The sequence below is a fragment of the Stenotrophomonas sp. Ste86 genome, from assembly GCF_024519465.1.
Lineage (GTDB): Bacteria > Pseudomonadota > Gammaproteobacteria > Xanthomonadales > Xanthomonadaceae > Stenotrophomonas.
Genome location: NZ_JALJRW010000019.1, coordinates 13,398 through 38,019, shown reverse-complemented (window position 1 = coordinate 38,019; position 24,622 = coordinate 13,398). Strand labels below are relative to the sequence as shown.

Sequence of the window (24,622 nt, the reverse complement as noted above, 5' to 3'; positions counted from 1 at the left end):
CCAGATCAACCGTGGCATCGAAACGCGAGTCCGGATCGTAACAGGTCGTCCAATGCGTCCGTCAACCACAATCGCATACCACTTTAGATGCATGTGGTTCGCCAGTTGCGCATATTTCTGCTGCATCCGCACATTAAATACCGTCAAAGTGGTCTGCACGAATGTCCGGGGTAGACTTTAGTACCAATTCATTGACATTGGTCCAGTAACCGTGAATCTTCGGGTCGAATCCGTGTAATCGGACGATCCATCCTGGGAGGGAGATCACGATGTTGCATGACCGCCGTACGGCCTCACTACGAGGCCTCCGCCGCACCGCGCTGCATAGCGCGCTGTTCTATGCCCTGTGCAGCACCGCCCTGGTGCCGCTGGTCCACGCACAGGACGCCGCCGCACCGCCCGCACAGCCCACCACCCTGGACCAGGTCCAGGTGACCGGCGTGCGCGGCACCATCCAGACCTCGATCGACAAGAAGCGCGAGGAGACCGTCATCTCCGACGTGCTCGCCGCCGACGACATCGGCGACCTGCCGGCGCTGTCCATCGGTGAAGCCATCGAGACCATCACCGGCGCCTCCACCCATCGCGAGAAGGGCGGCGCCTCGGAAATCTCGATCCGCGGCCTCGGCCCGTTCCTGGGCTCGTCCACCTTCAATGGCCGCGAAGCCACCAACGGCAGCGGCGACCGCTCGGTGAACTTCAACCAGTTCCCGTCCGAGCTGATCAACAGCGTGGCCATCTACAAGACCCAGCGCGCCGACTTCGTCGAAGGCGGCGTGGCCGGCACGGTCAACATGGAAACCGTCAAGCCGCTCCAATACGGCAAGCGCACCATCCAGCTCGATGGGCGCGGCACCTGGCAGGACTACGACAACCGCCTCAAGGACAAGGACGGGGTGGGCTGGCGCGGTACCGCCAGCTATATCGACCAGTTCGACATGGGCGGCGCTGGCAAGCTCGGCATCTCCGTGGGCGTGCAGGCGCTGGAAGGCAGCAACCCGGAAGAAATGTTCTCCAGCAGCTCCACCTGGGTGGCCTGTGATGGCCGCGAAGTGGTCGGCGCCACCCGCAACTGCACCCAGGTGGACGGCAACCAGGTCGCCAACGGCGTGCCGTACTACCTGGTGCCCAGCAGCCGCATCTACCGCCAGTTCATCGAACACGACAAGCGCGATTCGCAGTTCGCCGCGCTGCAGTGGCGCCCCGGCGACGCATGGGAAGTGAACCTGGATTACCAGCACTCCAAGCGCGACTACACCGAAGACCGCTCGGACCTGTCGCTGTCTTCGATGATGCGCAACCTCAACAACCGCGTGGTCACCGACGATGGGGCGCTGCTGCACCACACCGGCAGCACCACCATCGATTCCACCGGCAACTTCCTGGAGCGCAAGGAGGAATACACCGGTGGCGGCTTCAACGTGATCTTCCGTCCCACCCCGGCCTGGACCCTGTCCACCGACCTGTCCTACTCCAACACCGAGCGCGACCAGATCGAGCGCTCCACCCGCCTGCGCGCCGGGCGTACCGACGTCAACGGCAAGCCGGTGGCCGGCATCAAGAACACCCGCTATGTCGACTACACCTACGACTACAGCGGCGATGTGCCGAGCATCACCCTGGATCCGGCGTTCGATGTGAACAACCCGGACAACTACACCGACTCGGCGCTGATCCGCCGCCGCCAGCAGACCCGCGAACACACCATCCGCGCGCAGCGCTTCGATGCGGCGTTCACCCCGGAAAGCGGCTTCTTCACCGCGTTCAAGGGCGGCCTGCGCCACTCCGAAGCCAGCTACACCGACTTCACCGACACCCGCGACATCACCACCACCAATGTCGCGGCCATCCGCGCGGCCAACCAGGCCTGCCGGCAGGCGTTCCCGCAGAAGGACTTCCTGGCCAACGCCAGCGGCAACACCATCGACCAGTGGGCCACCTTCGACAGCCGTTGCCTGTTCAAGGCCTTCACCGGCGTGGACGACACCGGACTGAGCGCGGACCTGCGCGACCCGGCCAACAACGATGTCACCGAGAAGACCAACGCCATCTACCTGATGGGCGACTACAGCAGCGAATGGTTCGGCCTGCCGGTCACCGGCAACATCGGCGTGCGCTGGGTGCGCACCGATGTCAGCTCGGTTGGCCTGCGCAGCGGCCTGGATGTGATCAACAACCCCGACGGCACCATCACCCTGCGCCCCACCGGCGATTTCACCCGCCAGGTGCTCAAGTCCAGCAATGCCGAATGGCTGCCCAGCTTCAACGCGTCCTTCGAACTGCGCCCGGACCTGTTGATGCGCGTGGGTGCCTACCGCGCCATGTCGCGTCCCGACCTGGCGGCAGAAGGCTTTGGCCGCAGCTTCACCCTGGACGAGGCCGATACCGACTTCCGCAGCGTGGCCGAGGCGCTGGGTAACATCACCGCCACCGGCAACCCGCGCGCCAAGCCGCTGATGTCCTGGAATGCCGATGTCTCGCTGGAGTGGTACGCCAACGCCGACTCGATCCTGTCCACGGCCATCTACTACAAGCAGTTCAACGGCGGCTCGGTGCCGGTGGTGCTGGGCGAAACCTTCGACATCGACGGCCAGAGCGTCACCGTCCCGGTTGAACAGTTGGCCACCAGCGACCAGAAGAGCGACCTGATCGGCTTCGAGCTGACCGGCTCGCACACCTTCTCCTACCTGCCGGGCATCTTCTCCGGGCTGGGCGTGAAGGCCAGCTACAACTACGCCCACTCCAACTTCAAGACCGAAGACCTGCGCCTGGGCGAGTCCACCGACCCGATCACCGGCGTGTTCACCCCCGGCATCGTCGAGCCGGCCAACATCTTCGGGCTGTCCAAGCACGTGGCCTCGGCCCAGGTGTACTGGGGCCTGGGCAAGCTGGACCTGCAGGCGATCTACAAATACCGGTCGGACTATTACCAGCAGTTCGTCGGCGACCCCTCGCAGAACCGCTACGTGCGCGACAATGGCTCGCTCGACTTCCGCGCCACCTACAAGGTGAACAAGAACCTGTCGCTGTCGCTGTCGGCCAGCAACCTCACCGACGAGCCGCGGGTGTCGGATATGCCCATCCTGGGCAGCTTCCGCGAGTACACCACCTACGGGCGGCGCTATTATCTGGGGGTGCGCTACCGCTTCTGAGGTCAGTGGCGCGGTTTTCCAGGACCGCGCCGCTCTCTGAGGGCGCGGTCGCATGTCGGTCCCCAGTCACCGTACAGCCAGGTCTTGATGATGTCCGAACCCCGTCTCTACCAGTCCATTGCCGCTGAAATCGTCGCGCTGATCGAGAAGGGCGAATTCCCGCCGGGCTCGCGGCTGCCCGGCGAACGCGACCTGGCCGAGCGCCTGGGCGTCAGCCGGGTGACCGTGCGCGAGGCGGAAATCGCGCTGGAAGCGCAGGGGCTGATCACCATCAAGACCGGCTCGGGCGTGTATGTGAAGGCGCGCCCGTCGCAGGCCCCCGGCGCGTTGCCGGATGTGTCGGCCTTCGACCTGACCGCCGCACGCGCGGTGATCGAGGCCGAAGCGGCGGCCATGGCCGCCAGCCGCATCACCGATGACGAAGTGGAGGCCCTGGCCGGCCTGATCGCGGCCATGGTCGACCCCACCTCGGGCGAAGCGGCGGCCAGCGAGGCCGACCGCCAGTTCCATCTGTCCATCGCGCGGATTGCCGGCAACCCGGTGGTGGAGCACTGCGTGCAGCTGATCTGGCGCATGCGCAACGAGCTGCCGCGGGTGAAGCAGGTCTACGCCAACGTCTGCCACAACGACGATGACACCCGCGACGAAGAACACACCGCCATTCTCGACGCCCTGCGCGCGCGCGACCCGGCCGGCGCACGCCTGGCCATGCGCAACCACTTCCAGCGCCTGTTCGAATCCATGCTGGAAGCCACCGAGAACGAAGCCCTGGCCGAAATCCGCCGGCGCACCCAGCAGGACCGCGAACGCTTCATGGCCGCCACCGGGCACTGAGCCCGGCGCGGGCAGGGTGGCTTATTCGCCCTGGTACTGCTTTTCTTCGACCAGCGCAGACCCTGCGATGCGATTGATCTCGTTCTTTACCTTCACCCGCTCGCCGTTGGTGCCGTAGACGCCACGCGCCAGCTGGATGAACGCATCGTCGAACACCTGCGCCGCTTCCTTGTCGCGCAGCTGGTCCTGGATGTCCCACATGCGCACGTTGATTGCCTTGAGCTGATCCTTGAGCGCGTCCAGCCCGGGCTGGCTGGCCAGCTGCTGCTGCCACAGCGGCCACAGGCCATCGAGTTCCTTGCGGACGTTGGCGTTCTTGCCGGCGTCGCTGATGCGTTCGGCCTTGATTTCCAGGATGGTGATCTTGTCGATCAGTTCGCCAATCGACACCGGGGTCAGGATCGCGTCCACGCCATTACTCGCAACAGGTCAGAGCGCCCATGATAGCGCGGGGCCTTTGGCGCATCGTGGACGCAGGATTTACACGGAATTTGCGCCGATCCCCCGGCCGCGCCATGGCGGCTTTACGGCCACTGCGGAAACACTGCCCACCTCGACGGCGCCGCCGTCCGATGGAGTGCTTACCGTGGTGGTTGAACAGAAAAAAGGGCGCGTCGCGCGTCGCTGCAGCGTGCTGCTGCTGGGCCTGATGCTGAGTGGTGCGGCGGCGGCCGCCGTGGAGGGCAACGCGACGCTGACCTCCGATTATGTCTGGCGCGGCAGCTCGCAGAGCGACGGCGACCCGGCCGCGCAGGCGGGCGTCAAACTCGGCAGCGAGCGCGGCTGGTATGCGTCGGTGTGGGGGTCGGGGGTGTCGTTCAAGCCGGACAACGGCGCACGCAGTGAGTTCGACGTGGTGGCCGGTTGGGGCGGGGCGCTGGGCCAGGACTGGGCGTTGGACGTCAACCTCACCCGCTATCTCTATCCGTCCAGCAACGTGGACCTGGATTGGACCGAGCTCAACAGCACGCTGACCTGGCAGCAGCGCTACTGGCTGCAGGTGGGTGTGTCCGACGACGCATTGGCCGGCGGCCATAGCGGCACCTACGCCCAGCTGGGCGCGCGCCTGCCGCTGGGCGAGCAGTGGCGGCTGGAAGCGGCGGTGGGTCACTACTGGCTGGCCAGCGCGCAGGCCGACGACTACCTGCACGGCCATCTCAGCGCCGTCTGGAAGGTCCACGGCCCGTGGGAACTGCGCCTCACCGCGCACGACACCGACCACGCGGCCAAGCGCCTGTTCCCCGGCAACGCCGGTTCCCGCGTGGAGTTCGCCGTCCAAACCACCTTCTAACGTAGAGCCGACCGTTGGTCGGCTGCTTTTCCCGTAGAGCCGACCGTCGGTCGGCTGCTCCCACCCACCGCGCAAATGCAGCCGACCAACGGTCGGCTCTACGGTGTCACATCGCGACAGCAGACCAACGGTCGGCGTTACGGCGTCACGTCGCGACAGCAGACCAACGGTCGGCGTTACGGCGCCTTCCGCTTCTCCGCGACCACCGCCCATGCCCAGACACCCATCGCCACTACCGCAACACCGGCGCCGGCCACGCACACGCCCATCCACCCGAACGCGCCATACACCTGCGCCGACACCAGCGACCCCAACGAACCGCCGATGAAGTAGCCAGTCATGTACCCCGCATTGAGCCGGTTGCGTGCCTCCGGCCGCAGCGCGAACACCACGTTCTGATTGCTCACGTGCAGCAGCTGCGCCGCCAGGTCCAGCACCAGCACGCCCACCACCAGCGCCACCAGCGACTGCGTGGAAAAGCCCAGCGGCAGCCACGACACCGCCAGCAGCACCAGCGCCAGCGTCGTCGCCAACGCCGCCTTGCCCCGGTCCGCCATCCGCCCCGCCAGCCCTGCCGCCAACGTGCCCGCCGCGCCCACCAGCCCGAACAGCCCGATCGTCGCGTCGCTGTAGTGGTACGGCGCGCCCGCCAGCAGGAACGCCAGCGGCGTCCAGAACATGGCGAACATCGCAAAACTCAGTGCGCCCAGCAGCGTGCGCAGGCGGAACACCGGCTCCTGCGCGAACAGCGTCCCGATCGAGCGCAGCAACGCGCCATAACCCAACCCCGCATGCTGGTAGAAACGCGGCAACGTGCGATACAGCACCCACGTGGTCAGCACCAGCGTGCCCGCGGCCATCCAGTACACCCAGCGCCAGTCGCCCAGCGACGACAACGCACCGGCCACCGTCCGCGCCAGCAGGATGCCCAGCAGCAGCCCGCTCATCACCGTGCCCACCACCCGGCCACGCTCTTCGGGCCGGGCCAGCGTCGCCGCGAACGGCACCAGCACCTGCGCCACCACCGAGAACAACCCGGTGATCGCCGTGCCCACCAGCAGCCAGACGAATTCATGGCTCAACGCGCTCACCACCAACCCCGACGCCGACAGCAGCGACATCACCACGATCAACCGCCGCCGCTCGAACATGTCGCCCAGCGGTACCAGCAGCACCACGCCCACGCCGTAGCTCAACTGCGCCGCCGTCACCAGCATGCCCGCGCGCCCGAAGGACACCCCGAACTCGCCGGCGATGGTGTGCAGCAGCGGCTGCGCGTAGTAATTGCTGGCCACCGCCACGCCCGTGGCAAAGGCCATCAACAGCACCTGCCAGCGGCTCAAGGGGGTGTGGACATCGGCGGTCATACGGCTTCCAGGTGTCAGGGGGACGCCAGTGTCCGCCTCGCGTCGCGATGATGGAAATGAATAGTTATCATCCAGCGCATCTGGAAAATAGATGGATGGTGGAGATGTCGGCGTGAACCTCAAACAGCTCGAGTTCTGCGTGGCCCTGGCCGAAGAACGCAACTTCACCCGCGCTGCCGCGCGCTGCCACGTCGTGCAGTCCGCACTCAGCCACCAGATCGCCCACCTGGAAGAAGAACTGCAGGCCACCCTGTTCGAGCGCCTGCCGCGCCAGGTGCGGGTCACCCCGGCCGGCGAGGTGCTGCTCACCCACGCGCGCCAGGTGTTGGACTCGCTGCGCCACCTGCGCGAAGACGTCGCCGCCGTCGCCGGCCAGGTGCGCGGCACCCTCACCATCGGCCAGATCACCTCGCTCACCGCCGTGGACCTGGTCGCCTGCCTGGCCGCCTTCCACACGCGCTACCCGCAGGTGGAATTCCGCCTGCGCATGGACAAGAGCGAAGTGCTGATGGAAGACGTGCGCGAGCGCCGCGTGGATGTGGCCCTGGTCGGCCTCTCGCCGGGCACCGCCATCGACGGTGCCTGCCATCGCCTGCTCGCCGAAGAATCGATGGTGGCCGTGCTGCCGCCCAACCACCCGCTGGCCAGCCGCAAACGGCTGTCGCTGGCCACCCTGGCCGAACTGCCGCTGGTGGACTTCCAATATGGCAGCGGCGCGCGCCGCCAGACCGACGAGGCCTTCGCCGCCGCCGGGCTACCGCATCGGGTGCCGTTCGAGATCAACCATATGTCGCTCATCGAGCGCTTCGTACAGCAGGGGCTGGCGGTGGGCATCGTGCCGGTGGCCATCGCCGCCGGCTTCACCGGCGTGGCCTGCGTGGCCATCCAGGATGCGCCCGTGCGGCGCGTGCATGCGGTGTGGTCGAAACTGCCCACGCCGGCGGCGCGGGCCTTCATGCAGGAACTGCTGCAGCACGTGGCCCCGCAGGCCGAGCCACGTACCGGGGTGGGGCTCAGGCAGCGCGCACGCGCAGGGTGAGGCCCTTGAGGAAGTTGCGCAGCAACTGGTCGCCGCAGGCCCGGTAGTTCTTGTGATCCGGCTGGCGGAACAGCGCCGACAGCTCCGGCTTGGACACCGGGAATCCGGCGTTGTCGAAGATCTCGTGCATGTCCACGTCCTTCAACTGGAACGCCACGCGCAGCTTCTTCAGCACCAGGTTGTTGGTGATGCGCTTTTCCACCGGGCGCAGCGGCTGGCTCTCGTCGCGGCCACGGAAGTGCACGATCAGCCCATCCAGGAAGTGCGCCAAGGTGCGGTCATCGCACGGCACGAAACCTTCCTCGTCTTCCTTGCGCAGCCAACCGGCCACGTCGGCCTTGTCGATCACGAAGGCCGGGTCGGCCAGGGCACAGGTGTCGGCAATCATGCCGTCGCTGAGGTCGAGCATGTAGCGGATGCTGCGCAGTACATCGTTGTTGATCATGTGACGTCCAATACCGCCGGCGCGGCTGCGCGGCTGGCGGCCATTTTACCCCCTGCCGGTCGCCGGCCCCGTCGCGACCGGCGCGGCTGTCATCTGGCTGCCATGAAAGTGAAGCACAGTGCCGCCATCGGGCATCGACAGGCAGTGGAGCAGGCAATGCGCAGGTGGCAGGCAGTAATGGGTGCGGGAATGCTGTGGCTGGCCGGATCGGCCGCCGCCCAGGTGCCCTACGTGGCGATCGAACAGCGCGTGGACCCGCAGGCACTGGCCCAGGTGGGGCTTACCCCGGCCCAGTTGCAGACCCTCAACCGCCTGCTGCGTGAGGCCGACGCGCGCACCCCGGCCGCGCCGGTGGCCGCCGCCCCGGTCGCCCTGCCCGGCGCGCCTACCCCGGCCCCGATGTTCCCCGGCCTGGACGACGGCCCGATCAAGGCCAAGGTCACCGGCCAGGTGGATGGCTGGGCGCCGGGCACCGTGTTCACCCTCGACAACGGCCAGCGGTGGCAGGTGCTCAAGGGTGAAATGACGCTCAAGGCCAGCCGCAGCAACCCCGAGATCGTCGTGGTGCCGGGCATTGCCGGGCGCTGGTTCCTGCAGGTGGACGAAGACCTGCCCAAGGCGCGCGTGTTCCGCATCCGCTGATCGGTGCGAAAATGGCGGGGATTCCCACGGAGTACCCCGATGACCCGTACCGCTCTGATTACCGGCGCCACCTCCGGCTTTGGCGCTGCCGCCGTCCATCGTTTCGCCCAGGCTGGCTGGCGTGTCATCGCCACCGGCCGGCGCGCTGAACGGCTGCAGCCGCTGGTCGACGCCTACGGTCCCGAGCGCGTCCATGCGGCCGTCTTCGACGTGCGCGACAGCGCCGCCATGGAGGCCGCACTGGCCGCCCTGCCGGCCGGCTTCGCCGCCATCGACCTGCTGGTCAACAACGCCGGCCTCGCCCAGGGCACCGCCCCGGCGCAGAGCGCCTCGCTTGAAGACTGGCGCACCATGATCGACACCAACGTCACCGCCCTGGTCACCCTCACCCACCGCCTGCTGCCGCAGCTGGTGGCGCGCAAGGGCGCCATCATCAACATCAGCTCGGTGGCCGGCGTGTACCCGTACCCGGGCGGCAACGCGTACGGCGGCACCAAGGCGTTCGTCAGCCAGTTCTCGCTCGGCCTGCGCGCCGACCTGCACGGCACCGGCGTGCGCGTCACCACCATCGAGCCGGGCATGGCCGAGACCGAGTTCACCCTCGTGCGCACCCACGGCAACCAGGCCGCCTCGGACACCCTCTACACCGGGGCGAACCCGATGACCGCCGAGGACATCGCCGAGCAGATCTTCTGGGTGGCCAACCTGCCGGCGCACCTCAACATCAACCGCCTGGAGCTGATGCCGGTAAGCCAGTCGTTCGCCGGTTTCCAGGTAGCGCGCGACTGATCCAACCGGATCGCTCCGGTAGAGCCGACCGTTGGTCGACACCTCGCATCCCCCAACGGCAGCCGAGCATGGCTCGGCTCTACCCGTCAGGGTGCGGCATCCCGGTAGAGCCGAGCCATGCTCGGCTGCTCTTCGCGCATACCGCGCGGCGCACGCCCCCTCAGACGGTAGCCGACCAACGGTCGGCTCTACCTCAGGCGGCCGTCCACACCGCCAATTCATACCCATCCGGATCGCGGAAATGAAACCGCCGCCCGCCGGGAAAATCGAACGCCGCCCGGCAGATTTCCGCCCCGGCCGCTTCCACCCGCTGCTGCGTGGCCACCAGGTCATCGGCATACAGAATCACCAACGGCCCACCCGGCCGCACCGGCTCGTCCGTGGTGAACCCACCGCGCAACCGGCCATCGTCGAACTCGGTATAGCCCGGGCCGTAATCGGTGAACGACCAGCCAAACACCGCCCCGTAGAACGCCTTGCTGCGGGCGATATCGGCCACGTTGAATTCGATGTTGTCGATGCGGCGATCGTTGCCGTGTGCTGTGCTCATCGCTGTTCTCGTATTGAAAGGAGCACCAGCATCGCCAGTTTCCGCGCGTCTGTCTTGAACAAAACGGCCAGTCAGCCGCGCCACTGCGCGCAGAGTTCGGCCGCACCGATTCCGGCCAGCGCCCGCACTTCCCGGCTCAGGTGCGACTGGTCCGCGTAGCCACCGTCGAACGCCAGCGCCGCCAGGCTGTCGCGTGGCCGCGCCCGCGCCAAACGCAGCACCCGCTGCAGGCGCAGGATCCGCTCCAGCATCTTCGGCCCGTAGCCGAACTGCGCATGGCACAACCGGCGCAGGCTGCGCGTACTCAGCTGCAGCGTCCCGGATACCGCCGCCAGGTCCATATTCCCCGCACGCACCTGGGCAAACACCTGCGCCGCCGCCGCATCGGCAGTGCCATTGCCAGCCAGCCCGGCCAGCTCCCGCGCGAACACCTGCTGCCGCACCTCGCTATCGCCCACCGCGTTCAACCGCGCCGCCATCCGCCGCGCCCGCACGCCCAGCACGTCCTCCAACGCCACCGCCGTCCCCACGATCTCCGACAGCGGCAACCCCAACCACGCCCGCGCCGCACCCGGCTGGAACCGCGCGCCCAACACCTGCGCACCGGGCGTCAACTGCGGGTGCGCGGCCACCACATCCGGCCCCACCACAAACAGCCGCCCATCGCGCCAGAGAATGTCCACGCAGCCATCGGGCAGCACCGCCACCTCACCGCTATGGCCCACCGGCAGATCACTGCGCCACAGCTGCCCGAAGCTGCCGCGCAGCGCAGCCGGCGGCGCCCATTCGCGGTAGCGACCGGTAGCCCCGGCAACGCCAGGAAGTTCAGCAGAATCAGGATGGGAAGACATGCGCGGACGATAACGCATCACCAGCTGCCGGACCGGACGCGCGTTAATTCCCGGGGAGGACGTAGAGCCGAGCCATGCTCGGCTGCTCTTCGCTCCGCCCGTACCAACGCATGGTCCACGCGCCCGCCGTGCACTGAACCCCGGTGTGAACCCCGGTGTGTTCAGGCCGCAGGTCTTCGGACGCACGCATCGCGCATTGCGCGGTTGCCGAGCATGGCTCGGCACTACCAAACGCGCGTTGATCCCCAAGAGAAGCGGTTGCCGCGCATGGCTCGGCACTACCCGCCCGCGCGCTTATTCCCGAGAGAAGGGTAGAGCCGAGCCATGCTCGGCTGCTCTTCGCCGCGAAAAGAAAACGCCGGGCAAGCCGGCGTCTTCAAAATTCCTGCAGCGCCACTCACTGCGCCTTGATCGCCATCGCCTGAAGCCCCGTCCCATCCAGCTTCTGCTTGGCCTCCGCCAGCTCGCCCGCGCTGCCATACGGCCCCATGCGCACGCGGTATACCGTCTTCCCGTTGATCTGCGCCGATTCCACCCGCGCCGCCAAACCGATCATCGCCAGCTTGGCCTTGGTCGCCTCGGCATCGCCAGACGCGCCAAATGCGCCGGCCTGCAGGATGTAACGCACGTTGCTCGCCGCCGGCTCAGCCGCCGCAGCCGCAGGCGTCGCCGCTACAGTAGCCGCCGGCTTTGGTGCCGCCGGGGTAGCCGCAGCCGTCTGCGCAGGGGTGGCCGCCGCTGCCGTAGTCGCCGCAGGGCGCTCGGCCACCGGCGCAGGCAGCGGGGCGGTGCTCACCGTCGCCGGCGAGGTGGTCGCCGCCGTGCTGGTGGGTGCCGGGGCCGGCGGCAATGGACGGCCTTCCAACGCTGCCTGCGCGCGCTGCGCCTCGGCCTTGGCGCGGCGCTGGTCCTCGGCACGCGCGCTGGCCGCCAGCTCCGCATCGGACATTTCCACTTCCTTGCCGGGCAGCAGGGTGTAGAAGTCGTACTGCGTGGCCGGCTTGGCCGGTTCGGCAGGCTTGGCCGCCGCACCCGGCTTGGGCAGTTCCGCGCCCACGTCGGTGTCGGCGTCGCTCACCGGGGCCGGCTGGGCGTTCGGGTTCGGCTGCGGACCTACCCGCAGGAAGCCGTCACCGTCGTTCTTGAACAGGTTCGGTGCCGCCAAAAACACCACGGCCGCAATCGCCACACCCGCAACCAGCCACACCCATCCCGGTGTGCCCTGGCTGCTGTTGCGCCGTGCCTGGCTCTTGCCGCGTCGTGCTGCCATTTACTGCTTCTCCACTGCTTACATTTTTTCCGGGGCGGAAACGCCCAGGACGTTCAGACCATTGGCCAGCACCTGGCGCGCCGCGCACGCCAGCGTGAGCTTGGCATTGCGCTCGGCATCGTCAGCCACCAGTACCTGCGTGCCGTGATACCACGTGTGGAAGGCGTGCGCCAATTCACGCAGGTACTGCGCGATCAGGTGCGGTTCCAGCGCGATACCGGCCGCTTCCACCACTTCCGGGAAGCGCGACATTTCCACCATCAGCCACAGCGAGGCGTCGTCGCTCAGCGAGGCCATGCCGGCCAGGCCTTCGCCCGGCGTGTAGCTCAGGCCCTTCTCCTGCGCCTGGCGCAGCAGGCTGCACACCCGGGCGTGCGCATACTGCACGTAGAACACCGGGTTGTCGTTGCTCTGCGCGCGGGCCAGGTCGATATCAAAGGTCAGCTGCGAATCGGGCTTGCGCGCGATCAGGAACCAGCGGGTCGCATCGCGGCCGGCTTCTTCGATCAAGTCGCGCAGGGTCAGGTAGCTGCCGGCACGCTTGGACAGCTTCACTTCTTCGCCGCCGCGCATCACCGTCACCATCTGGTGCAGCACGTATTCCGGCCAGCCCTGGGGAATGCCCACGTCCAGCGCCTGCAGGCCGGCGCGCACGCGCGCCAGCGAGCCGTGGTGGTCCGCACCCAGCTCGGTGATCGCGCGCTCATAGCCACGCTGCCACTTGCTCAGGTGGTAGGCCACGTCCGGCAGGAAGTAGGTGTAGGTGCCGTCGGACTTGCGCATCACGCGGTCCTTGTCGTCACCGAAGTCGGTCGAGCGCAGCCACAGCGCGCCGCCGTCCTCATAGGTGTGGCCGGCCGCCTGCAGCTGGGCGACGGTCTCTTCCACCTTGCCGTCCTTGTACAGCGAGCTTTCCAGGAAGTAGATGTCGAAATCCACCCCGAACGCGGCCAGGTCCTGGTTCTGCTCGTTGCGCAGGTAGGCCACCGCGAAGCGGCGGATGCCATCGAGGTTGTCCGGGTCGCGTTCGCCCACCACCGCGTGGCCTTCCAGCTCCACCGTGGCGCCGGCCAGGTAGGCGTTGGCCACGTCCTGGATGTAATCGCCGCGGTAGCCCGCTTCCGGCCAGCCGGCGTCATCGGGCTTGAGCCCCTTGGCGCGCGCCTGGGTGGACAGGGCCAGGTTTTCGATCTGCACGCCGGCGTCGTTGTAGTAGAACTCGCGCTTGGCGTTCCAGCCGTTCACATCCAGCAGGCGCGCCAGGCAGTCGCCAATGGCGGCAGCGCGGCCATGGCCCACGTGCAGCGGGCCGGTCGGGTTGGCCGACACATACTCCACGCCCACGGTACGGCCGTTGCCGCTCAGGTTGCGGCCGTAATCGGCGCCTTCCTTGAGCACGCTGGCTGCTTCGCGCTGGTAGGCGCTGGGGGCGAGGTGGAAATTGATGAAGCCCGGGCCGGCGATCTCAACGCGCAGCACGTCATTGCTCTTGGGCAGCGCATCCAGCAGCGCCTGGGCCAGGGCGCGCGGGTTGCTGCGCGCCGGCTTGGCCAGCAGCATCGCGGCATTGGTGGCGAAATCGCCGTGCTCACGGGTCTTCGGGCGTTCGACCACGAATTCCGGGGTCAGGGTATCGGCCGGCAGAGTGCCGTTGGCGCGCAAGGCTTCGATGCCTTGGCTGATCAGGGCGCGGAGGAGATTTTTCACAAGGCCTGCTTTGGGACTGGAGCGGCGGAATCGGCAATTTTAGCCTAGATGGCGGGCCGATCCATTGAACGGGGTTGGGGCAGGGGGCTTTGAGGTCGCTGGGGCGGGTTTGGGGGCTTCAGACACGGCTGTTTGGGCTGACTGGGGCGTTCAGCCACGGATGGACAGGGTGGGTTCGAGCCAGCCTCGTTCAGCCATGGAGACGGGGGTGCCTTCGCCTACTACTACATGGTCCAGGAGGCGGACGCCTACCAAAGGCAGGGCTTTTTCCAGATGACGGGTGATATCGCGGTCGGCGGCGGACGGTTCGGCACTGCCGGACGGGTGGTTGTGACCGATGATCACGGCTGCCGCGTTATGGAACAGGGCGCGGCGCGCCACTTCGCGCGGGTAGACCGCCGCCGCATCGATCGTGCCGTTGGAGAGTTCCTCGAACGCCAGCATGTGGTTGCGGGTGTTCAAGAACATGACCGCAAAGACCTCATGGGGCCGCCCGCGAAGCCGCTGTTTGAAGTAGCGCATCGCTGCTTTGGGATCGCACATGCCTTCACCCAGGTCCAACTTTGCACGCAGATGGCGGTCGGCCAGTTCCAGTGCGGCGACCAGCTTGCAAGCCCGTGCCGGGCCTAGCCCTGGCAGTTTCCTCAGCTTCTGCGCGCTCATATCAAGCAATAGGCGCAAGGGGCCATGTTCCTTGAGGAGAAGGCGTGCGTTCTCCATGACGTCCAAGCCCTTACAGCCGGTGCCCATGAACAGGGCAAGCAACTCAGCATCCGAAAGCGCTGCTGGGCCACGCGCCAGTAGCTTCTCGCGCGGTTGCTCGTCCTTGGGCCAGTCTTTGATTGCCATGGCTCAAGTGTCGAGAAGCACGTATGCCCAGCCAATCAGACTATGCCGCGTCGTCTGATAAGGATTGCGCGTGGGCACACTTGGTGGCTGTTCGGCAGACTGTTTGATTCAGTCAAAAACAATGATATTTCTAAAGATATGCGGAGAGAATACTGTTGAAATTGGCTAGCCGCGCTGCAATAGCTGCTTCCTCAGTCCATTAAAAGTCGCACATACCGCGCATACAAAAAGCTCTGGTTCCGCGCCCGCCCAGTCGTCTCCTCCAACACCCCCGCCACCTGCAATCCATTGATAGCCTTCGCCGCAGTAGGCGCACTCACCTCCAGCACCTGTGCTGCCCGATCAATGTTGATTCTCGGCATGGTCGGAAGCAGCTCGAACAACCGAAGCGTCGCCAACGTACTGGTACCCAGTGCAAGCACGCGCTTGCGATCCTCGGCGATGCACGCGGCAAGGGCAACGATGCTGCTTTGCGCCTCGTCGGCAGCGGCCTCCACGGCCTCCAGGAAGAAGCTCACCCAGCCTTCCCAGTCACCGTCCTTCCGAATGGCGGAAAGCCGGTCGTAGTACACCCGCTGGTGTCGTTTGAGGTAACCAGACACATACAGCAACGGCTCGGGCATTAGCTTCCACTCTTCCAACAGCATGGCGATGAGCAGGCGCCCAATGCGGCCGTTGCCGTCCAGGAAGGGATGGATGGTTTCGAATTGCGCATGCGCCAAGGCCACACGCACCAAGGGCGGCAACGCGTGCTCTGGCTGGTGGATATAGCGCTCCAGCGCGCTCAGCGCGGGCCCCACTTCCTGAGCGGGCGGCGGAACGAAACTCGCATTGCCTGGCCGGCTTCCCCCTATCCAGTTCTGTGTAGTGCGCACGGCCCCAGGTTGCTTGGTGGCGCCACGCACGCCTGTCATCAGCACCCGGTGGGATTCGGTCAGCAGCCGTAGTGATACCGGCAGACCGGTAGGGCTGCGCAGCTGCTCGCGCGCGTAGTTGAATGCCAGCAGGTAGTTCGTAACCTCTTCCACATCCTGGGCGTTGGTCACCGTCATACCGGCTTCCTCATCCAGCACGTCGGTCAAGGTAGCCTGGGTGCCTTCCAGCTGCGAGGTAAGCAAGGCCTCCTTACGAATGGCGGCATAGATCAGCCAGTTGCTGGAGGCCACCAGCCCGGCCATGCCGGACAACCGCGTCAGCGCCACCTCGGCGCGGGCGTTCTGTTCGACGTAGGCGGTTGGGGAAAGCACGGGATCACCGGGCGGGAGGGCGTGAGGTACGAACGCGCGAACGTTCTCGCCGCCAACGGCGGTTGTGGCGTAGGTCCCAGTGATGCGTGGCATGACAAAGGTTCCTTTAGATACGGTTTCAGCTGCGAAAGAAATCTTTCCCAGCTGCGAACGTTATTAAAGCATCCTTATTTAACGACTAAAACCACGGGGTTCACATCCCTTGGTCGGCACCCTGGCGCAGGCAGTTCATTTACTGACAGCAGCCAGCAGTCATAGAGAGGCTGCTCAGCTCCTCATGACCAAAAACACCTCCCTCATGCCCCTGAGGCATGAGCCCCCCGCACCCCATCAGGTAAGCTAATCGCCTCAGTTCGACAGGAAATTCGCAGGTGGCTGACTCCCCCCAGGCTTCTCCGGCGTCCGCGCGCCCGCTGCAAGGCCAGAAGCTGTTGTTGTGCGTAGGGGGCGGCATCGCCGCCTACAAGTCGCTGGAACTGGTGCGTCGCCTGCGCGATGCCGGGGCCCAGGTGCAGGTCGCCATGACTGCCGGGGCTCAGCAGTTCGTCACCCCGCTTAGCTTCCAGGCCCTGTCCGGCCAGCCCACCCGCACCACCCTGTGGGACAGCGCCGCCGAGCAGGCCATGGGCCATATCGAGCTGGCGCGCTGGGCCGATCGCATCGTGGTGGCCCCGGCCACCGCCGATCTGTTGGCCCGGCTGGCCCACGGCAACGCCGATGACCTGGTCACCACGCTGTGCCTGGCCACCACCGCGCCGCTTACCGTGTGCCCGGCCATGAACCACCGCATGTGGCAGCACCCGGCCACGCAGGCCAACATCACCCTGCTGCGCCAGCGCGGCGCGCAGGTGATCGGGCCGGAAGACGGCCCGCTGGCCGAAGGCGAATCCGGCCCGGGCCGGCTTACCGAACCCAATGCGATCGTTGCGGCACTGGCCGCGCTGCAGGCGCCGGCCGGTGGCGACGCCGCGCCCGAGCAGCAGCTCAAGGGCCTGCGCGTGGTCATCAGCGCCGGCCCCACTTATGAAGACCTGGACCCGGTGCGCTACGTGGGCAACCGCAGCAGCGGCAAGATGGGCTATGCGCTGGCGGCGGCCGCCGTGCGCCAGGGCGCGCAGGTGGTGCTGGTAAGTGGCCCGGTGCAGCTGCCCACCCCGGCCGGGGTGCAGCGGGTGGATGTGCGCTCGGCCGCGCAGATGCGCGAGGCCGTGCTGGGTGCGCTGCCGGCCGACATCTATATAGGCGCGGCGGCGGTGTCCGATTACACCCCGCGCCAGGTGGCCCCGCAGAAGTTGAAGAAGACCGCCGGCACCCAGACCCTCACGCTGGAGCTGGTGCGTACACCGGACATCCTGGCCGAGGTGGCCGCGCAGACCAACGCGCTGAAGCTGGTGGTCGGCTTTGCCGCCGAAACCCACGATGTGGAGAAGTACGCGCGCGGCAAGCTGGTGGACAAGCGCCTGGACCTGGTGATTGCCAACCAGGTGGGCATTGCCACCGGCGGTTTTGAAAGCGATGAAAACGCGGCCACGGCCTACTGGCAGGGCGGCGAACAGGTGTTCCCCGGCACCTCCAAGGCGCTGCTGGCCGAACAACTGTTGTCCCTGATTGCCCAGAGGTTGCACGCATGAGCGTTGATTCCACCCTTCAGCCGTTGCAGGTAAAGCTGCTCGACCCGCGCTTCGGCGATACCTGGCCGCTGCCGGCCTACGCCACCGAGCACAGCGCCGGGCTGGACCTGCGTGCGGCGCTGGAAACCGAGCTCACCCTGCAGCCGGGCGATACCGCGCTGATTCCCAGCGGTATCGCCATCCACATCGCCGACCCGAACCTGGCCGCCGTGGTGCTGCCGCGCTCGGGGCTGGGCCATCGCCACGGCATCGTGCTGGGCAACGGCACCGGGCTGATCGACGCCGATTACCAAGGCCCGCTGCTGATCAGCGCCTGGAACCGTGGCCGCGAGCCCTTCACGCTGCAGCCGGGTGACCGCATCGCGCAGCTGGTTGTGCTGCCGATTGCACGCGTGAGCCTGCAGGTAGTGGATACTTTCACCGACAGCGCCAGGGGAACGGGTGGATTCGGCCATACCGGGGTGCGCTGACAGGGGGAAGTGTTCATGAGCAAGGCAACGGCGGATGGACAACCGCGATTGGCAAGCAAGCGCACCGGCCCGCTGTTGGTCGCCGCGCTGGTGCTGCTGGGGCTGTGGTTCGGCTGGAGTGCGGTGCGGCAATGGCGGCAGGCCTCGGTGGGCACGTCGCTGGAGCAGTCGCGCGATGAAATCGTCACCGGTGTGGATGCGGCGCTGAACGGCCAGTTGGCGCAGCTGCGCAAGCTGGTCAAGAGCGAGCGGGTCACCACGGCGCTGGCCAATGGCGATGCCGAAGCGACCGCCGTGGCCATCCGCGAAGGCTGGCCGGGTACCGAAGACGTGCAGGTGCTGCTGGCCACCCTGGATCAGGCCTATGCCGATCCGAAGGCGTTTGGCTACTCGCGCCTGGCCCTGCTGGAAGCGGCCAATGCCGGAGACACCGTGGTGGCCCGTGTGGTGCGCGATGCCGGCGGCCAGCGCCTGGGCCTGGCCGCGCCGGTGGTGCTGGGTACGCAGGGGCCGGCGCTGGTGTACGTGCGCCAGCCGCTGCTGCGCCTGACCGCCACCTTCGACCAGGTGCGCGTGCCCGATGAAGGCTACCTGGCGCTGCGCCAGGGCAACCACAACGTGATCGAACAGGGCAGCGTCGCGCTGGCCGACGGCGCCGAGGCGCTGGCCCGTCCGCTCGGCAAGAGCGGGCTGCGCCTGGCGGCGGCCGTGCCGGATATCGAACCGGGCCCGCTTGGTTTGGGTGGCATTCCCAGTGCGATCGTGGCGGTGCTGCTGCTGGCGATCGCCGCGATGCTGCAGTTCGGCAAGGGCAGGGTGCCGTTGCCGCGTCGCCGCGCGTCCAAGGATGCCGACGTGGAAGAGGGCCCCACCCTGCGCGAAAGCCTGGACCAGATTCCGCTGGCGGTGGTGCCGGCCGTGACCGAAGGCGCGCCGCCGCCGATGCCCGGCGTGGTGGGCCAGGACGTGCCGGCCGATATCTTCCGGGCTTATGACATCCGCGGTGTGGTCGGGCGTGAGCTGACCCCGCAGGTGGCCGCGCTGATCGGCCAGGCCATCGGCTCGGTGATGCAGGTGGAAGGCCTGCGCGAGATCGTGGTCGGCCGTGATGGTCGCTTGTCCGGTCCGGAACTCACCGGCGCGCTGATCGAAGGCCTGCGCCGTGCCGGCTGCGATGTGATCGATATCGGTCTGGCGCCGACGCCGGTGGTGTACTTCGCCAGCTACCACCTGCGCGCGGGCAGCTGCGTGGCGGTGACCGGCAGCCACAATCCGGCGGACTACAACGGCTTCAAGATCGTGGTCGGCGGCGAGACGCTGTCCGGCGATGCCATCACCGAGCTGTACCAGCGCATCCGCGACGGCCAGCTGCACGTGGCCGCCGAGCCGGGCAGCCTGCAGCAGCGCGAGGTCAACGCCGATTACATCCAGCGCATCGCCGATGACGTGCAGCTGGACCGTCCGCTGAAGGTGGTGGCCGACGCCGGCAACGGCGTGGCCGGTGAGCTGGCGCAGCCGCTGCTGGAGGCGATCGGGGCCGAGGTCATTCCGCTGTACTGCGATGTGGATGGCACGTTCCCCAATCATCATCCGGACCCGAGCGACCCGCACAACCTGGAAGATCTGATCCAGACGGTGAAGCGTTTCGATGCGGATATCGGCCTGGCCTTCGACGGCGATGGCGACCGCCTTGGCGTGGTCACCCGCGAGGGCAAGATCATCTACGCCGACCGGTTGTTGATGTTGTTCGCCGCCGACGTGCTGATGCGCAACCCGGGCGCGTTGGTGATCTACGACGTGAAGTGCAGCGGCAAGCTGTCCGATTACGTGCTGCGCAACGGCGGCAGCCCGTTGATGTGGAAGACCGGGCACTCGCTGATGAAGGCGAAGATGCGCGAAACCGATGCCGAGCTGGCCGGCGAGATGAGCGGGCACTTCTTCTTCAAGGAGCGCTGGTTCGGTTTCGACGATGGTTTGTACGCGGCCGCGCGGCTGCTGGAAATCCTGGCCCAGCGCGAGGAGACGCCGTCGGAGATCTTCGAGGAACTGCCCGACGCGGTGTCCACCCCGGAGCTGAAGGTGCCGGTGGAATCGGGCACCCCACATGCGCTGGTGTCGCTGTTCGTGTCGGCCGCGCAGGTGGAGGACTCGCCGTTCGCCGGCGCGCGCCTGTCCACCATCGACGGTCTGCGCGCCGATTTCCCGGACGGCTGGGGCCTGCTGCGCGCGTCCAACACCACCCCGGTGCTGGTGCTGCGCTTCGAGGCCGATGACGAAGCCGCGCTGGAGCGCATCAAGGCCCTGTTCCGCGAACAGCTGCAGCCGCTGCTGCCGGGTGTGGCGCTGGGGTTCTGAGGGAAAGGCAGCCGAGCATGGCTCGGCTCTACCGATGCGTGCGCATTCCGGCGCGCCACGATCGACGGTCGTGGCGCGCCGGAATGCGCACGAACCCCAAGGTAGAGCCGAGCCATGCTCGGCTGCCCTCCCGCCCGCGACTACGATCATTGGTCACGACGTGCCTGCATTCGCGCGCATTGCGATTGCGACCGTTGGTCGTCGCGCAGGCATTGGCGTGCATTGGGATTACAACCGTTGGTCATGGTGCGCGGGCATTGGCGCGCATCGGGATTACGACCGTTGGTTGTGTCGGGGTTCTGAGGGAAAGGCAGCCGAGCATGGCTCGGCTCTACCGATGCGTGCCCATTCCCGCGCGCCACGATCGACGGTCGTGAACCATCAAGCCGCGCGAACCCCAAGGTAGAGCCGAGCCATGCTCGGCTGCCCTCCCACCCGCGACTACGATCGTTGGTCACGACGTGCCTGCATTGGCGTGCATTGCGATTGCGACCGTTGGTCGTCGCGCAGGCATTGGCGTGCATTGGGATTACGACCGTTGGTAATGGTGCGCGGGCATGGCGCGCATCGGGATTACGACCGTTGGTTGTGTCGGGGTTCTGAGGGAACGGCAGCCGAGCATGGCTCGGCTCTACCGATGCGTGCGCATTCCCGCGCGCATCGATCAACGATCGTGACCCATCAAGGCGCACGAACCCCAAGGTAGAGCCGAGCCATGCTCGGCTGCCCTCCCGCCTCAGCCCTTGAAGCGCAGCCCCACCCCAGGTTCGGTGAACAGGTACCGCGAATCCAGCGCCGAATCGCCCAACTTGTGCCGCAATTTCCCCACCAGAATGCGCAGGTAGTGCGTGTCATGCTGGTGCGTCGGCCCCCAGATCTCCTGCAGGATCTGCGGCTGGGTCACCACCCGCCCGGCATTGCGCAGCAGCAGCGACAACAACGCGTATTCCTTGCGGGTCAGCGCCACCGGCGCGCCGTCCAGGTGCACTTCGCGCCGCACCAGGTCGATATGCAGGTGCCCGTCGTCAAACTGCGGCAGCACGCCCTCGCTGGATACCGTGCGCGAGCGCAGCAGCGCCCGCACGCGCGCCATCAGCTCCTGCGTCCCGAACGGCTTGGTCACGTAGTCGTTGGCGCCGTTGTCCAGCGCCCGCACTTTTTCGGTCTCGCTGGCGCGCACGGTGAGCATGATCACCGGCACCTGGCTCCACTGGCGCAGCTCGGCCAGCACGTCGTGCCCTTCCATGTCCGGCAGGCCGATATCCAGGATCACCAGGTCCGCGCGCTCGCTCACTAGCGCTTCCAACCCGGCCTGGCCGGTGGCGGCCTGCACCACGCGGTAGCCCTGCGCGCGCAGGCTGATGTCGAGGAAGCGGCGGATCTGCGCTTCGTCATCGATCACCAGCACGCGGGCCGGGGGCACGCCTTGGGTGGGGTCAGGATTCGTCGTTGTCATCGGCAGGGTGGGGTTGCAGCAGGGGCAGCGTGATGCGGATCAGGGTACCGCGTCCGTCGCGCCCCGGCAGCGCCTGCACGCTGCCGCCATGCGCGCCGATCATGCCCTGGCAGATGGTCAGCCCCAGCCCGGTGCCATGCCGGCCCCGGTCGCCGCGCTCCACGCTGTAGAACATGTCGAAAATGCGGGCGCGCTCGTCATCGGGAATGCCCGGCCCGGCGTCCAGCACGTCGATGCGCAGCTCGCCCTCCACCAGCCGCGCCTGCACCTCCACCGCCGCGCCGGGCGGCGAGAACTTGGCCGCGTTCTCCATCACGTTGAACACCGCCTGCTCCACCAGCGCCGGGTGCACCCAGATCGGGGCCAGCGTGGCCGGGATATCGAGTTTGAGCTGCACCTCCGGCTGATACCGCTGCAGCCGCCGCGCGGCCGATCCCACCAGCTCGTCCACGCCGATCCAGTCGCGGTTGATCTGCAGGCCTTCGTGGCCCAGCCGGGTCATGTCCAGCAGGTTCTGGATGTAGCGGTCCAGCCGCTCGCCTTCCACCAGGATGGTGTCCAGCAGGGCGCGGCGATCCTGCGCGTCCATCGCATCGGCATAGCTGCTCAGGCTGTCGGCCGAGCCGATCATCGCCGCCAGCGGCGAGCGCAGGTCGTGCGATACCGAGGACAGCAGTGCCGAACGCAGGCGCTCGGTCTCGTTGCTCACGTGCGCCTTTTCCAGGTCGGCTACCAGCTGCGTGCGCAGCGCGGCCTGGGCGATGTCATCCACCATCGCCTCGGCCAGCTGGCGTTGCTCGGGGGTGAGGCGCGGCGCACTCCGCGCGAAGCGCATGCCGGCCACGCCGATGGCGCGGTCGTCGCCGTCCAGCAGTGGCAGAAACCACCATTCCGCGCCGGCCAGCGTATCGGTGAAGCGGCCACTGGGCTGGCCGTGGCGCCGCGCCCAGTCGGCGGCGGCCAGGTCGGTGTCGCCCGGTGCGGCGCTGCCGCTGGTGCTGGTGTCCTGGCCGATGCGCAGCCAGGCCGGTGCGTCCATCGCCTGTTCCAGCGCCTCGCGCCCGGCTTGCGCCACCTCTTCGTTGCTGGCCGCACGGGTCAGCTGCCGGCCCAGCGCCTGGCGCGCATTGGCATGGCGGTTGGACGCACGCAGCGCCACCACCTGCATGCGCAGCCGCGAGGCCAGCCGCCCAGCCACCAGCGCGGCGGCCAGGAACAGGAACACGGTGATCACGCCCTGGCGCGCGCTGATCGCAAAGGTGAAGCGTGGGGCGATGAAGAAGAAGTTGTAGGCCAGGAAACACAGCGCCGCGGCGATCACCGCCGCACTGGTGCGGCTGCGCGCGGCCACCATCACCACCGCCACGATGAACACCATCGACAGGTCGTACAGCCCCACCCAGCGCTCGGCGATCAGCGCCACCAGGCAGGCCAGCGCGGTGGCGCCCACGGCCAGCAACGTGTCCTGGCCGGTGCTGCGGGTGGGGATCGTCAGCCCGGCACGCCGCGCGCGGGCGCGCGCCTGCGGGGTGCCGATGATGGTGATCTCGTAGTGCGCACCGCGCTGGATCAGCTGCTGGGTGAGGGTGCGGTTGAGCATCCGCGCGAACGGGCGCTCGCGGGTGCGGCCCAGCACCAGCGTGGACACGCTGTTGTGCGCGGCGTGGTCCAGCAGCGCATCGGCGATGCTCGATCCGTGCAGCAGCTCGGCCTCGCCACCGAGGCGGCGGGCGAGGGCAAAGGCCGCATCGATCTCGCGCCGGGTGTCTTCGTCGTTGCGCCGGCCTTGCACGGTTACCACCGTCCATGGCGCATCACGGCGCTCGGCGATGCGCCGGCCCACGCGCACCAGGTACTCGCTCTGGCCACCGCCATCGATGGCCACCAGCACGCGCCGGCGCAGCGGCAGGTTGGCCTCGCCACGTGCGGCGCGGGTCTCGCGCAGGCTGCTGTCCACGCGGTCGGCCGCTTCCTGCATGGCCAGTTCGCGCAGCGCGGTGAGGTTGGCCGGCGAGAAGAACGCCTGCAGGGCTTGTGCTGCCTGCTCGGGCACGTACACCTTGCCCTGCTGAAGGCGCTCGATCAGTTCGCGCGGTGGGATGTCCACCAGCACGATGTCGTGCAGGCGGTCGAGCACCGCGTCGGGCACGGTCTCGGTGACGCGCACGCCGGTGATGCGCATCACCACGTCGTTGAGGCTTTCCAGGTGCTGGATGTTGACCGTGGTCCAGACATCGATGCCGGCTTCCAGCAGTTCTTCCACGTCCTGCCAGCGGCGCTCGTGGCGGCTGCCGGGGACGTTGCGGTGGGCCAGCTCATCCACCAGCACCAGCGCCGGGTGGCGGGCCAGCACCGCGTCCAGGTCCATCTCGCCCAGCACGTGCTGCTGGTAGTCGCGCTGCACCAGCGGCACCTGCGGCAGGCCCTCCAGCAACGCAGCGGTCTCGGCGCGGCCGTGGGTTTCCACCAGCCCTACCACCACATCCACGCCGCGACGCAGCTGTTCGTGCGCGCGGCTGAGCATGCTGAAGGTCTTGCCTACGCCCGGGGCGGCACCGAGGAACACGGTGAGCTTGCCGCCGGCTTCGCGTTGCAGGCGTTCAACCAGGGCATCGGCCTGGCGGGTACGTGGGTCGCTCATGGGTGGCGATTGTGCACCGGCCGATGCGATCCCCGC

At 67.4% G+C, this 24,622-nt stretch carries 20 protein-coding genes; 9 read left to right on the top strand and 11 right to left on the bottom strand.

The features are described from left to right. The first annotated feature begins 269 nt into the window (after positions 1–269). Entirely contained in the window at positions 270–3,152 is a 2,883-nt protein-coding gene (locus NR101_RS15165) for a TonB-dependent receptor (protein ID WP_256777015.1), read from the top strand. A gap of 90 nt (positions 3,153–3,242) precedes the next feature. Further along, complete coding sequence (locus tag NR101_RS15160) at positions 3,243–3,986, top strand: FadR/GntR family transcriptional regulator (RefSeq protein WP_256777014.1); 744 nt, start codon at positions 3,243–3,245, stop codon at positions 3,984–3,986. A 21-nt stretch (positions 3,987–4,007) separates the two neighbouring features. On the opposite strand, the gene NR101_RS15155 is transcribed toward NR101_RS15160, so the two are convergent. Further along, positions 4,008–4,397 (bottom strand): DUF6165 family protein, encoded by a 390-nt coding sequence (locus NR101_RS15155; RefSeq protein WP_256777013.1) that lies wholly within the window; start codon positions 4,395–4,397, stop codon positions 4,008–4,010. Positions 4,398–4,635: 238 nt separating this feature from the next. Here NR101_RS15155 and NR101_RS15150 point away from each other — a divergent pair, with 238 nt between their 5' ends. Further along, positions 4,636–5,277, top strand: a complete 642-nt coding sequence (locus NR101_RS15150) for a TorF family putative porin (protein ID WP_256777047.1) — start codon at positions 4,636–4,638, stop codon at positions 5,275–5,277. 176 nt (positions 5,278–5,453) lie between these two features. Here NR101_RS15150 and NR101_RS15145 read toward each other — a convergent pair whose 3' ends face one another. Beyond that, positions 5,454–6,644, bottom strand: a complete 1,191-nt coding sequence (locus NR101_RS15145) for an MFS transporter (RefSeq protein ID WP_256777012.1) — start codon at positions 6,642–6,644, stop codon at positions 5,454–5,456. Between the two features lie 112 nt (positions 6,645–6,756). On the opposite strand from NR101_RS15145, the gene NR101_RS15140 reads away from it, so the two are divergent. Then, positions 6,757–7,683 carry a LysR substrate-binding domain-containing protein gene (locus tag NR101_RS15140; RefSeq protein ID WP_256777011.1) on the top strand — a complete coding sequence of 309 codons (927 nt, stop codon included), beginning with the start codon at positions 6,757–6,759 and terminating at the stop codon, positions 7,681–7,683. Here NR101_RS15140 and NR101_RS15135 read toward each other — a convergent pair. Further along, a complete protein-coding gene (locus NR101_RS15135; protein WP_256777010.1) occupies positions 7,658–8,128 on the bottom strand; it encodes a DUF1456 family protein in 471 nt (156 codons plus the stop codon). The two genes, NR101_RS15140 and NR101_RS15135, sit on opposite strands and share 26 nt — an antisense overlap. Positions 8,129–8,305: 177 nt before the next feature. Between NR101_RS15135 and NR101_RS15130 the strand changes: the two genes are divergently transcribed. Together NR101_RS15130 and NR101_RS15125 are read left to right on the top strand one after the other, a co-directional pair. After that, positions 8,306–8,770, top strand: coding sequence for a hypothetical protein (locus NR101_RS15130; protein WP_256777008.1), 465 nt, complete (start codon positions 8,306–8,308; stop codon positions 8,768–8,770). Positions 8,771–8,809: 39 nt separating this feature from the next. Continuing rightward, complete coding sequence (locus NR101_RS15125) at positions 8,810–9,559, top strand: SDR family NAD(P)-dependent oxidoreductase (protein WP_256777007.1); 750 nt, start codon at positions 8,810–8,812, stop codon at positions 9,557–9,559. A 193-nt stretch (positions 9,560–9,752) separates the two neighbouring features. Here the strand turns inward: NR101_RS15125 and NR101_RS15120 are convergent, their stop codons facing one another. The 6 genes from NR101_RS15120 to NR101_RS15095 all read right to left on the bottom strand — a co-directional run bounded on the left by NR101_RS15120 (position 9,753) and on the right by NR101_RS15095 (position 16,126). After that, positions 9,753–10,109: a VOC family protein gene (locus NR101_RS15120; protein ID WP_256777006.1), complete on the bottom strand. Its 357-nt coding sequence runs from the start codon at positions 10,107–10,109 to the stop codon at positions 9,753–9,755. A 71-nt stretch (positions 10,110–10,180) separates the two neighbouring features. Next, entirely contained in the window at positions 10,181–10,960 is a 780-nt protein-coding gene (locus tag NR101_RS15115) for a helix-turn-helix domain-containing protein (RefSeq protein ID WP_256777005.1), read from the bottom strand. A 397-nt stretch (positions 10,961–11,357) separates the two neighbouring features. Next, complete coding sequence (locus NR101_RS15110; RefSeq protein ID WP_256777004.1) at positions 11,358–12,230, bottom strand: SPOR domain-containing protein; 873 nt, start codon at positions 12,228–12,230, stop codon at positions 11,358–11,360. Positions 12,231–12,248: 18 nt separating this feature from the next. Continuing rightward, positions 12,249–13,937, bottom strand: coding sequence for an arginine--tRNA ligase (gene argS, locus NR101_RS15105; protein ID WP_256777003.1), 1,689 nt, complete (start codon positions 13,935–13,937; stop codon positions 12,249–12,251). Between the two features lie 150 nt (positions 13,938–14,087). Continuing rightward, on the bottom strand, positions 14,088–14,786 hold the full coding sequence (gene radC, locus NR101_RS15100) for a DNA repair protein RadC (protein WP_256777002.1): 699 nt from the start codon (positions 14,784–14,786) through the stop codon (positions 14,088–14,090). A gap of 191 nt (positions 14,787–14,977) precedes the next feature. After that, positions 14,978–16,126, bottom strand: coding sequence for a Fic family protein (locus NR101_RS15095; RefSeq protein ID WP_256777001.1), 1,149 nt, complete (start codon positions 16,124–16,126; stop codon positions 14,978–14,980). A 278-nt stretch (positions 16,127–16,404) separates the two neighbouring features. Between NR101_RS15095 and coaBC the strand changes: the two genes are divergently transcribed. Genes coaBC through NR101_RS15080 form a run of 3 tightly spaced genes read left to right on the top strand, consistent with a single transcriptional unit; the run spans position 16,405 to position 20,489 of the window. Beyond that, positions 16,405–17,664 carry a bifunctional phosphopantothenoylcysteine decarboxylase/phosphopantothenate--cysteine ligase CoaBC gene (gene coaBC / locus NR101_RS15090; RefSeq protein ID WP_256777000.1) on the top strand — a complete coding sequence of 420 codons (1,260 nt, stop codon included), beginning with the start codon at positions 16,405–16,407 and terminating at the stop codon, positions 17,662–17,664. Beyond that, positions 17,661–18,134, top strand: a complete 474-nt coding sequence (dut, locus tag NR101_RS15085; protein WP_038690973.1) for a dUTP diphosphatase — start codon at positions 17,661–17,663, stop codon at positions 18,132–18,134. The genes coaBC and dut overlap by 4 nt, the downstream gene beginning before the upstream one ends. Before the next feature lie 15 nt (positions 18,135–18,149). Further along, a complete protein-coding gene (locus tag NR101_RS15080) occupies positions 18,150–20,489 on the top strand; it encodes a phosphomannomutase/phosphoglucomutase (RefSeq protein WP_256776999.1) in 2,340 nt (779 codons plus the stop codon). A gap of 736 nt (positions 20,490–21,225) precedes the next feature. On the opposite strand, the gene NR101_RS15075 is transcribed toward NR101_RS15080, so the two are convergent. Together NR101_RS15075 and NR101_RS15070 are read right to left on the bottom strand one after the other, a co-directional pair. Next, positions 21,226–21,945 (bottom strand): response regulator transcription factor, encoded by a 720-nt coding sequence (locus NR101_RS15075; protein ID WP_256777503.1) that lies wholly within the window; start codon positions 21,943–21,945, stop codon positions 21,226–21,228. Beyond that, entirely contained in the window at positions 21,926–24,586 is a 2,661-nt protein-coding gene (locus tag NR101_RS15070) for a sensor histidine kinase KdpD (protein WP_256777504.1), read from the bottom strand. Before NR101_RS15070 ends, NR101_RS15075 begins: the two co-directional genes overlap by 20 nt. Positions 24,587–24,622: the final 36 nt, after the last annotated feature.

What these genes read in the sequence shown, in the direction of transcription:
- radC (WP_256777002.1), bottom strand. Translation starts at nt 14,786, where the DNA reads ATGGCAATCAAAGACTGGCCCAAGGACGAGCAACCGCGCGAGAAGCTA.
- NR101_RS15160 (WP_256777014.1), top strand. Translation starts at nt 3,243, where the DNA reads ATGTCCGAACCCCGTCTCTACCAGTCCATTGCCGCTGAAATCGTCGCG.
- NR101_RS15125 (WP_256777007.1), top strand. Translation starts at nt 8,810, where the DNA reads ATGACCCGTACCGCTCTGATTACCGGCGCCACCTCCGGCTTTGGCGCT.
- NR101_RS15075 (WP_256777503.1), bottom strand. Translation starts at nt 21,945, where the DNA reads ATGACAACGACGAATCCTGACCCCACCCAAGGCGTGCCCCCGGCCCGC.
- NR101_RS15070 (WP_256777504.1), bottom strand. Translation starts at nt 24,586, where the DNA reads ATGAGCGACCCACGTACCCGCCAGGCCGATGCCCTGGTTGAACGCCTG.
- NR101_RS15135 (WP_256777010.1), bottom strand. Translation starts at nt 8,128, where the DNA reads ATGATCAACAACGATGTACTGCGCAGCATCCGCTACATGCTCGACCTC.
- dut (WP_038690973.1), top strand. Translation starts at nt 17,661, where the DNA reads ATGAGCGTTGATTCCACCCTTCAGCCGTTGCAGGTAAAGCTGCTCGAC.
- NR101_RS15130 (WP_256777008.1), top strand. Translation starts at nt 8,306, where the DNA reads ATGGGTGCGGGAATGCTGTGGCTGGCCGGATCGGCCGCCGCCCAGGTG.
- NR101_RS15150 (WP_256777047.1), top strand. Translation starts at nt 4,636, where the DNA reads ATGCTGAGTGGTGCGGCGGCGGCCGCCGTGGAGGGCAACGCGACGCTG.
- NR101_RS15145 (WP_256777012.1), bottom strand. Translation starts at nt 6,644, where the DNA reads ATGACCGCCGATGTCCACACCCCCTTGAGCCGCTGGCAGGTGCTGTTG.
- NR101_RS15080 (WP_256776999.1), top strand. Translation starts at nt 18,150, where the DNA reads ATGAGCAAGGCAACGGCGGATGGACAACCGCGATTGGCAAGCAAGCGC.
- NR101_RS15165 (WP_256777015.1), top strand. Translation starts at nt 270, where the DNA reads ATGTTGCATGACCGCCGTACGGCCTCACTACGAGGCCTCCGCCGCACC.
- NR101_RS15115 (WP_256777005.1), bottom strand. Translation starts at nt 10,960, where the DNA reads ATGTCTTCCCATCCTGATTCTGCTGAACTTCCTGGCGTTGCCGGGGCT.
- NR101_RS15095 (WP_256777001.1), bottom strand. Translation starts at nt 16,126, where the DNA reads ATGCCACGCATCACTGGGACCTACGCCACAACCGCCGTTGGCGGCGAG.
- NR101_RS15110 (WP_256777004.1), bottom strand. Translation starts at nt 12,230, where the DNA reads ATGGCAGCACGACGCGGCAAGAGCCAGGCACGGCGCAACAGCAGCCAG.
- NR101_RS15120 (WP_256777006.1), bottom strand. Translation starts at nt 10,109, where the DNA reads ATGAGCACAGCACACGGCAACGATCGCCGCATCGACAACATCGAATTC.